Below are 8,566 nucleotides of genomic sequence, written 5' to 3'. Positions count from 1 at the left end.
GGCCTACAAAATGATCCTGGAGGCCGAAAATGTTGACAATACAGATCCGGAATACCTGCGGATCATGAACGAGGCCATAGCCCTGGACAGCAGTTACTTCGAACCTAAAATGCACCGGATCACCTACTATTACAATATAGAGGAGTTCGCTAAGACGGATTCCCTTATACAGGCATTGGCCAGGGATGACCTGAAAGGGAGCCGACAAAAAAACATCGTCAAACTGTGGAATGCCCTGGTCAGGGGAGACAATAAGAAGGCCTTCACCTACCTGAAAAAGGAATATAATTGGGAACCGGATGATCTGAACAACAACAGCAGTACCATGGTGGTGGCCTTGCAGTTTGTCAACAGGCCGGAGGCCGTGGATTCCATATACAATAAGCAACTGGCCATGGAAAAGATAGACAGCCTGAACTGTCTTACCTGCGAATACAGGTTTTATACCAAAGGTATGGCCGATATTGCCCTGGGAAAGCCCGAAATCCCCATTGAAATGTTCGGTAAGTACGCCTCGGTAAAGGAATTCTACTGGGTGAAGGATGTTTTGCTCTATGCCTATGTGAGGACCGGGCAGCAGGATAAGATCGATGAGATCCTCAACACTGTCAAACTCACGGGAAATACCAACATATGGCGGGATAAATGTCTGCTGCTAGGCAAACAGTTCCTGCTTCAGGGTAAGAAGGAAGCCTCGGATGCCTATCTCGACCTGCTGCTCGGATCTTTCGATTTGTCCGATGCGGAGCTCACCGAAGACGAGTTGTATCAAAAGGCCATGGCCCATTTTTATAAAGGGGATTTCCCCATTGCGGTCCGTTTTTTTGAAGAACTGGTTGAAGTGGATCCCGATGATATTGACAATAATGCCTTTCTGGCGATGTCGCTTTGGAAAACGGGTCGGACTGAAAAAGCGGAAGAGGTAATGGAAAAACTGGAAAGACTTCGGACTGATTATCAATACGGGGCCATTGACTATGCCAGGGCACGCTACTTCGCCTCAACAGGAGATGCAGACCTGGCCATTCAGCACCTGATCAGGGCTGTTGCTGCCGGAAAACGGTATAATCCCGGAACCTTTCAGGACGATGTGCTCATGCGGCCCTATAAGGAAATGGACGCCTTTAAAAACGTCCTTACCTTCTGGCATTGAAATCCTTGACTCAGGTAAGGATCACCGGGTTCTTTGCTAATTTGCTAAAGAATCATAGGTAACAAAAAAGTCGGCGCTTTTAACGTCCGACTTTCCATAATATCTTTAGAGTGCCAGCCTTACTATGTAACAAAGCAGGCATGCTGCCTCACTATTTTGGCACGTGTCCTCCCCCCTTGGAGGTTACCTTTGTTTTTGGTACATGACCTTCCTTAGAAGTAGCTTTGGTCTTAGGTACATGCCCTTCTTTAGGTGATACTTTTGGTTTTGTGGTCCCCATGGCTTACAGTTTTTAGAGTTAATTTATCACTATATTAGTGAAAAAATAGGAGGATTCCTAACTTAAAAGGTTAAGCTACTACGCAAATCCCATAGTGTACCTGTTCCATGAATCTAAAGGACTTCATCAAGGAATGTCATGAGAAAGAGGTCTTTAAGAATCTCTCCATTTACATAGTATCCAGTTGGGTGCTTATTCAGGTGTTTTCTGAGATCTACGAGCCCATTGGGTTGCCGAAGATCAGCATGACCTATCTTCTTCTGGCGCTTCTGATCAGTTTTCCGTTTTATGTTTACCTCATTTGGCGTTATCGCCTGAAACCTTTGGAGACCCGTTATAAAAATCGGAAGGGTTTAAAGGTAACTTCAAAATCCGCGGATGTACCCGAAGAAGCAAACGGAGGGAAGAAAAAGAAAGTCCACCTGCCGGGGGTTCGTTTGTTGAGTCCCTTTCAAAGGATGTACTTTACGGCCCTTTTTGTCATCAGCCTCGTGGTCTTGCTTTCGGCATCCCTGATCGTCCGGGCTAATTTTATCGACCAGGAAGACATGAGCGCCTTTACCTTTCCGGATGAACCGGATAATGACCGGATCGCGGTCCTTACTTTTCAAAATAACACTGCAGATCCCAACCTGGATGTGATCGGGAATATGGCGGTAGACTGGATTATGCACGGGATCACCCAGAATAAAGTAGGACAGGTGATCTCGCCCCAGATTGTGGAGGATTATACAAATGTTCTGAAAGCGGCCGTGATCCCCAGCGAGGAAAACGGAGTCCTTAAAGAGTACCTGAGGCCTTCCAAGGTGGTTAAGGGAACCTATTATTTGAATAATGGCCGTCTCCTGCTTCAGTGTTCGGTCATGAATGGGAATATGAACCGGACGCTGGTCTCTTTTGAGCAGGTCGAATGTGACGCCGGCAGCCCACTGGATTGTATAGAAAATGTGAAACAAAGGGTACTCGGGTATCTGGGTTCCAGGGGCACAAAGATCATCGGGATAGAGGAAAAGCCCCCTAATTTTGATGCCTATAAACTATGGCTGGAAAGTTATGACCTCCAGCAGATCCAGTCCCCGGATCAACTGAGGACCATCAATGAGGCGATCGCCGCCGACAGCACTTTTTTCAGGCCCAAGTTAGACAGGGTGGCTTACTACTACAACCGGGATGAATTTGCCATAGCCGATTCCCTCCTGCAGGTCCTGGCGGCAGAAACCGGCACCAAAAAGGAACAGCTCAACATGATTCAGCATTACGAGGCTTGTTTCAAAGGGGATAACAGAACGGCTTTTAAGACTTATAAGGAGGAGTACAACAGTGCCCCCAATGAAATTGAGATGAACCTGAGTATGATGGTCCTCGCCCTGCAATTCGTGAACATGCCCCAGGCCGTTGATTCCATTTATGCGGTTATTCCGCAAGAGGACTTTGACCTGGACAATTGTATTTCCTGTGAATATCGCGACTTCGTACAGGGTATGGCCAACCTTGAGCTGGGCAAAACGGGGGAGACCATAGAAATGCTAAAGCCTTACGCACATACTGCAGGGCAGGAATGGATCAAGGAAGTGCTTATGAAGGCTTATGTTTTAGAAGGAGACCACGCTGCGGTAGCCGACCTGCTGGAGCACATACGGCTTCTTGGCAGGATAGAGTACTGGCAGTTGATGATGCTCAAAACAGGGCTGGAATACCTGAAGACAGGGAATAAGGCCGAGGCCATGAAGTACCTGGCTGGAGTAACGACCTTTCAGGAACAGAGGGGTAGTCAGTTAAGCCAGTCTGAGAGGGAATTGCAGGCAGAAATCGCCTTTTATATGGAAGAGTATTCCAGGGCCCTGACATTGCTGGAGGCCTTGGTGCCGGATAGTGCCGATCCCCTCGGCATGCAGACCTTCCTGGCTATGACCTACCTGAAGAAGGGGGAGGAGGAAAAAGCACAGAATACCATGTTGAAGGTAAGTGAAATGCGCTCAAAGTATCAGTTTGGAGAAGTTGATTACAACCTGGCCCGGTTTCACGCTTTTAAAGGGGATAAAGAAGTTGCCTTAAAATACCTGCTCCAGGCAGTAGCCGCAGGAAAAAGGTTTACAAGTACCACTTTTCAGAATGATTACCTCTTTCAGCCCCTGAAAGCATCCCCAGAATTCAAGCGGGTCTTGTCGTTCTGGAATGAGGGGTAAAACAGGGGTGGTCACAATCACCTGTCAGACATAAATAACCAACGCCTTCCTAGGAGGGATAACACATAACCGATGTATAATTCAGAGAACAATTTTGCCCTGATCATAGGGGTTGGGGGAGATAAGATCGAATACACCGTCAACGATGCCAGGATGCTAAAGGAAAGCCTCATCGATGACAAGTTGATAGGCTATCCCAAAGAGAATGTCATCCTCAGGACCGAAGAGAAGGCGACCAGGAAAGGGATCCTTCAGGCCTTTGACGAGCTGAAGGATAAGACGAACGAGGATTCCACCATCCTCCTTTATTATTCAGGCCATGGTGGGAAATACAGCGACCGCCATAAATTCTTCCTTCAGCCTTCGGATATGACCGCAGACAACATCATGGAGACTATGATCACGGCCGAGGAGCTAAGGGACAAGATCAACGATCTCCCCTCCAATAAGCTGGTGCTCTTCCTCGACTGCTGCCATGCCGAAGGGATGGTGCAGAGCGGGATCAAAGGTCTTTACGGTATGGCCCAGAAACTCAATGACGAGCAGGGCATCTGGATCATGGCTTCCTGCCAGGACAATGAAAAGTCGTACGGTTATGGCGACCATAGTTTCTTTACACGGGCCTTGCTCGACGTACTGGCGGGCAGGCATGTGAGGCCCTTTACAGAACCCGAGATCAGCATGATGGACGTGGTGGAATACATCTTTAACGAAGTACCTCGTATGGCCGCTAATTGCGAAGATGAAGAAGGGAATGCGGTGGTTCAGACTCCTTATTTCAAGACCCAGATGTCTGAGAACCTGATCCTGAGCCACTTCCCCAGAAATGCCCAGGACCACGAAGCCATCATCGCAGAATTTGAGCCCAATGTGGATGCCCTGGACGAGGACAGTTTTATAAAACTGATCAAGTCCATGGAGGCCGTAGGCAGGGTGGAGGATGCCATCGAGGCCCTGAACCGGAATAAGAGGACGAAATCTGATCCCGACCTGATGGAGACCCTTGGCGACCTCTATCGAAACCACTACCTGAAACACAGGTTGCAGAAGGAAGGGGAAGAAGCCCTGGAGATCTACCGAAAAGCGTATGCGCTGGCCGTGAAGACCGAAGATGAGGAACAGGTCTTTACCAATGCGGGGAAGATCGCCTTTATGCTGGCAAAACTCGATTTAAGCAAGAGAGAGATGAGGGAGTACGCAGCCATTGCCTTAAGTGCTGCTGAGCAGTATCCCTATGACAGTGTGCCCAAGTTTGTGACCATGGCCGAGGCCCATATTTACCTGGGCGATTTGGAAGCATCAAAAACCAATTACCAGGTAGTACATGAAAAGGCCGGGATCCGGTTTAAGATGCAGTGCTACGAAAGGGCTGTGATGATCTATGATACGCTCTTCGATACCAAGAATGATAAGGATCCTTTTATCACTTACCTCAAAGATGTCCTTCTGACCTGAATGTGTTTTTTACAGGTCGATTATTTCGAATATCATTAAAAAAAAGGTCCTGCACTTAAGGCAGGACCCTTTCCTGTGAGGCATGCATCTGCTTATATCAGTTGCAGTACCGTCGGAGCCATAACACTGATGATAAATTCCGTTTGGGTGATCTGTACGTCACATATTTTGTAGATCTCATTGTTCGATTCGATGGTCAGAAGTCCGCTTTGCTGTGTGTTCCCTTGCATGATTTGAGTGTTTTTGATTTACTTCAAATCTAGGTCTAATGCTGCGTTTATTTAGGGGTTGACAGGCCTGCGGAGGCTTTGTGTAGTCAGCGTGTTTAGAAGTATCGATAAACTGTAAAAAAACCCCTGCGATCAGCAGGGGTTTAAAATTTGAGGTGTTCAGATCCGGTTGTAATACATGGCGATATGACCGAGCTGACCGATGATCTTGACGGAATCTTTCATGGAAAGTTTAGACCCGTCTGCATGTATCCACCTCTTTAAAGGTTGTTCGCAGATGAGCTTATGAGCCTTATCCTTTCCGTAAAGTCCCTTCATACGCATAAAGATCTCCACGTCGAACAGCCATCGGGTGATGAATTTATCTTCGAAGATCGGTTCCACTATATCACGACTCATGATCTTGGCCCCGCACTGGGTGTCCTTAAAAGGCATTTCCAGGATTTTCTGTATGATCATATTGATGGTCTTGCTGATGATCTTTCGGGCAGATTCTTTGGTGATATTCGCTCCCATTCGGCTGATCCGGGATCCACTGACAATCTTGAACTCCGAGTTTTCAAGGGTCCTGACCAGTTCGTCAAAATCCCTGAAATCCGTAGAAAGGTCGGCATCGAGGTACCCGAGGTAATCGAATTGTTTGTCTTTGGCCAGGTGCTGCATACCCTGCCTGACCGCTTCGGCTTTGCCTCCGTTCTCCTCACAGTTGTAGACACTGATGCGGTCTTCGTTCCCTTCCTTCAGTCTATTCAGGACCTCCAAGGTGTTATCCGTACTCCCGTCATTGACGAAGCACAGGTGATATCCCAGGTTTTCGGTGGCGATCTGCTGAAAGGCAGCGCTGGAAAGGCGTTCTTCTTCGTTGTAGCAGGGGATTACGATACCCACACAATATTGCTGGAGTATTTGGTTGGTCTTCACGGGGATTCTTCTTTCGGGCAAATTGCGTATCCCGAGGATGCGATCCACCCTTGCAGCCATCTCATTGAGGCTTACCGGTTTTTTCATGTAGTCATTGATCCCGAGGTCGAATCCGTCGACGATCACTTGCTCGTCTGTATTGCCGGAAAGAATTAAAATGGGGGTATCATCGCCTTTGTTGAGTCGGATGTGTTTCACCACGTCCAGTCCGCTCATCCCGGGCATGTTGATATCAACTATGACCAGGTCTGGCTTAAATTGTTCGTAAAGGACGATACCTTTATCGCCCGTTTCAGAAATGCAGACATCAAAGCCTGATTCGGTCAGTTTTTTTTGGATGGACAGCAGGATAAGCTGCTGATCATCAATAGCGAGGATTTTCATAGGTTAAGTATTTTGTTGATAAGGGTTAAGTGAGATCGGCTTTTATTCCGATTTCAGAAACAAAAGTAAATGGATAAGACCTGCATTTAGGGTGGTCAGAGACGAATGGCAGGTTTCTGTAGACGAACAGGCCGGTAGTGCCCGTGGCCGATTATCGATCAGTACCACAATATATCTACCTTTGAACTGTTATATTTTCCTACAGGGATTAGACATGAAAAGATCTAATTTATTATTGTTGCTGGCTCTTTTCCTGGGGCTTGCCTTTCACGGTTCGGCCCTGTTCTTCACCCTGGAGTCTACCTATGACGCCCTGATCCACCTTTTCTTTGCTGACCATTACGCCTCCCAGTGGTGGGAACCCTGGGATTATCGCTGGTATACGGGTTTTACCGTGATGGGATATCCCCCTCTTGTACACCAGATGATGGCGCTGTTGTCATTGCTGGGCGGACTCAAATTTGGCCTGTATACCGTGGCCCTTACAGCCATAGTGCTTTTTATAACCGCGGTATACCGATTTGCCCTCATGATGACCGGGAACCGGAAGGTTGCCGGATATGCGGCTTTGGTGGCTGTGGTGTCTTCCTCGTTTATTGAAACACTCCACCTGTTCGGACAGCTTCCCAGTATCGTCGGTCTTTCTGTATTGCTCCATGCCCTTCCCGAAATTTACGAGTGGCTCAGGACGGGGAAACTCATAAAACTGGGCTTGGCCCTCTCCCTGATCGCCGTTACCGTAACCTCCCACCATGTTACCCCAATCTTCGGAATGGTATTCTTTATCTTTCCCCTGATTGGCATGGCCGTTATGGATGATGCCGGGACTGAGGTTTCTGAAAGCAGGAAGATCACCTTTATCGTGTTCTTCCGATCTTTTCAAAAACTGTTCTGGAGGATCGTGGCGTTTGGCGCAGGATCCTTATTTCTTATCGTTTTTTGTATCCTTCCCTACTGGATCAATTCCCGGGAGAACCCCATCACCCAGATTCCCATCCCCCATGGATCCAGGGACAATTTTCTGGAAGTGACCTCATCTGGCCTCGTTTTCTTCCTGATACCCTGGGGGATACTCCTTTTCTTGCTTCCTTACCTCTTTTATCGATTCTTTAGTAAACGATATCTCTTTTTCGGGTTGTCTTTCAGTTTGCTGACCTTGCTGGGTACAGGGGGTACTACGCCCATACCGAGAATGATCCTCGGGGAAACGGCTTTTAATATCCTGACCCTGGACAGGTTTACCCTCTGGGCTACGATCATGGCGCTGCCCCTCTTTGGGGAGTTTGTGTACCGTCTTGTGGAAGGGGATTTGAAAGAAAACCTGGAAAAGCGATTTGGGTCATTCTTCCAACGCCTGACAGGCGGCCTCCTGGCAGGTAGCCTCCTCTTTACGGTCATTTTTTCTATGAGCCTTGGATATTTCAGGCCTTCCCAACCCCAGAAGATCAACATGCTCCCTATTGTGAATTTCCTCAATCAGGATATGCACGACCAGTGGCGGTACCTCACCCTGGGTTTCGGGGACCAGATGGCCTGGTTATCTGCACAGACAAGTGCTGCAACGGTCGATGGAAATTACCACTCCGCAAGGAGATTACCCGAACTAACCACCAAGGCCATTGAAAGGCTGGAAAATTCCAAATTCCGTGGGGTTGAAGGGATCGGGTCCCTGCAGCAATTCCTCGTGGTCCCCGAGAAATACAACCTCAAATATATCTTCTCCAATGACAAGTTCTATGACCCCATCCTCTACTTCTGCGGCTGGCAGCGATTGCAACAGCTCGAGAACGGGATCATGGTCTGGGAACGTTTGAACGTCCCTCCCTTGCCCTCGATTATCCCAAAGGAAGAGGTGTCGGTTTATCTCAAGCTAATGTGGGGGACCTTGCCGGTTTTGACGCTTATAATCGCATTGTTGTTCAACATCCGACTCATATGGGGGAGGGTCCTGAAACTC

General features: G+C 48.1%; 5 protein-coding genes and 1 pseudogene. 4 read left to right on the top strand and 2 right to left on the bottom strand.

Features of this window, described 5'->3' with window-relative positions; translation table 11 throughout:
* From ABYP73_RS09035 to ABYP73_RS09025, 3 genes are all read left to right on the top strand, one after another.
* Positions 1 to 1,153, top strand: a 1,153-nt coding sequence (locus ABYP73_RS09035) for a tetratricopeptide repeat protein (protein ID WP_372974101.1), incomplete at its 5' end; no start/stop codon positions are given.
* 387 nt (positions 1,154 to 1,540) lie between these two features.
* Positions 1,541 to 3,619 (top strand): tetratricopeptide repeat protein, encoded by a 2,079-nt coding sequence (locus tag ABYP73_RS09030; protein ID WP_372974100.1) that lies wholly within the window; start codon positions 1,541 to 1,543, stop codon positions 3,617 to 3,619.
* A gap of 72 nt (positions 3,620 to 3,691) precedes the next feature.
* Positions 3,692 to 5,074: a caspase family protein gene (locus ABYP73_RS09025; RefSeq protein ID WP_372974099.1), complete on the top strand. Its 1,383-nt coding sequence runs from the start codon at positions 3,692 to 3,694 to the stop codon at positions 5,072 to 5,074.
* Between the two features lie 92 nt (positions 5,075 to 5,166).
* Here ABYP73_RS09025 and ABYP73_RS09020 read toward each other — a convergent pair whose 3' ends face one another.
* Together ABYP73_RS09020 and ABYP73_RS09015 are read right to left on the bottom strand one after the other, a co-directional pair.
* Complete coding sequence (locus ABYP73_RS09020; RefSeq protein WP_372945391.1) at positions 5,167 to 5,304, bottom strand: hypothetical protein; 138 nt, start codon at positions 5,302 to 5,304, stop codon at positions 5,167 to 5,169.
* Between the two features lie 159 nt (positions 5,305 to 5,463).
* Positions 5,464 to 6,609 (bottom strand): response regulator, encoded by a 1,146-nt coding sequence (locus tag ABYP73_RS09015; RefSeq protein WP_372974098.1) that lies wholly within the window; start codon positions 6,607 to 6,609, stop codon positions 5,464 to 5,466.
* Positions 6,610 to 6,823: 214 nt separating this feature from the next.
* Here ABYP73_RS09015 and ABYP73_RS09010 point away from each other — a divergent pair.
* A pseudogene (locus tag ABYP73_RS09010) lies at positions 6,824 to 8,566 on the top strand (hypothetical protein); the annotation flags it as partial.

The sequence above is a fragment of the Muriicola sp. genome (assembly GCF_041567615.1).
Lineage (GTDB): Bacteria > Bacteroidota > Bacteroidia > Flavobacteriales > Flavobacteriaceae > Muriicola.
Note: the sequence above shows the minus strand (reverse complement) of the source record. Positions and strands in the feature narration are given on the sequence as shown.

Bases quoted from the DNA above. Each gene is read 5' to 3' on its own strand.
- ABYP73_RS09030 (WP_372974100.1), top strand. From the start codon at position 1,541: ATGAATCTAAAGGACTTCATCAAGGAATGTCATGAGAAAGAGGTCTTT.
- ABYP73_RS09025 (WP_372974099.1), top strand. From the start codon at position 3,692: ATGTATAATTCAGAGAACAATTTTGCCCTGATCATAGGGGTTGGGGGA.
- ABYP73_RS09020 (WP_372945391.1), bottom strand. From the start codon at position 5,304: ATGCAAGGGAACACACAGCAAAGCGGACTTCTGACCATCGAATCGAAC.
- ABYP73_RS09015 (WP_372974098.1), bottom strand. From the start codon at position 6,609: ATGAAAATCCTCGCTATTGATGATCAGCAGCTTATCCTGCTGTCCATC.